1 protein-coding gene is annotated in these 612 nt (G+C 69.9%); it reads left to right on the top strand.

Annotated elements, in window-relative coordinates; all coding sequences use genetic code 11:
* Window positions 1–595: energy transducer TonB (locus VA603_RS00245; RefSeq protein ID WP_323437601.1), on the top strand; the 595-nt coding region annotated here is incomplete at its 5' end.
* Window positions 596–612: the final 17 nt, after the last annotated feature.

Genomic DNA, 612 nt, shown 5'->3' with positions numbered 1-612 from the left:
CATCGCCTTTGTAATCGCACTGCACTTGGCAGCCCTGATGATGCTTCTGATCCCGGCCGTGGCCCCGAAGGCCGCTGCGGAGAAGGAACGCAACGTCATGGTGACGCTGGTTGACGCCCCGCCGCCGCCGCCGCCACCGCCGCCGCCGCCGCCGCCGCAGGACATCCCGCCGCCGCCGGTCAAGAACCTGGCGCCGCCGAAGCCCTCGCCGCTGCCGCCGCCGCCGGAAGCCCCGGTGATCGACGTGCCGGACCCGCGCCCGAATGACGTGGTGACGCCGCCGGCCCCGCCGGCTCCGCCCGCCCCGCCGGTCGACATCCAGGCCAGCGTGGACATCTCGTCCAAGAACATGAACCCGCCGCGTTACCCGCCGGCCGCTTTCCGCGCCGGTATCCAGGGCGAGGTCATCCTGATCATTGATGTCGATGCCAACGGCAACGTCACCAATGTGGCCGTCGAGAAGTCCAGCCGCAACCGTGACCTCGACCGTGCTGCCATGGAAGCGGCGCGCAAGTGGAAGTTCAACCCCGCCTCAAGCGGTGGACAGAAGGCGGCTGGTCGCGTCCGCGTCCCGGTCAACTTTGCGCTGAGCTGATCCGTGTGGCGGCCAGG

Origin of the sequence: Stenotrophomonas capsici, assembly GCF_034961085.1 — a bacterium.
GTDB classification, from domain to species: domain Bacteria; phylum Pseudomonadota; class Gammaproteobacteria; order Xanthomonadales; family Xanthomonadaceae; genus Stenotrophomonas; species Stenotrophomonas capsici.
This window is presented reverse-complemented; position numbering and strand designations above follow the sequence as displayed.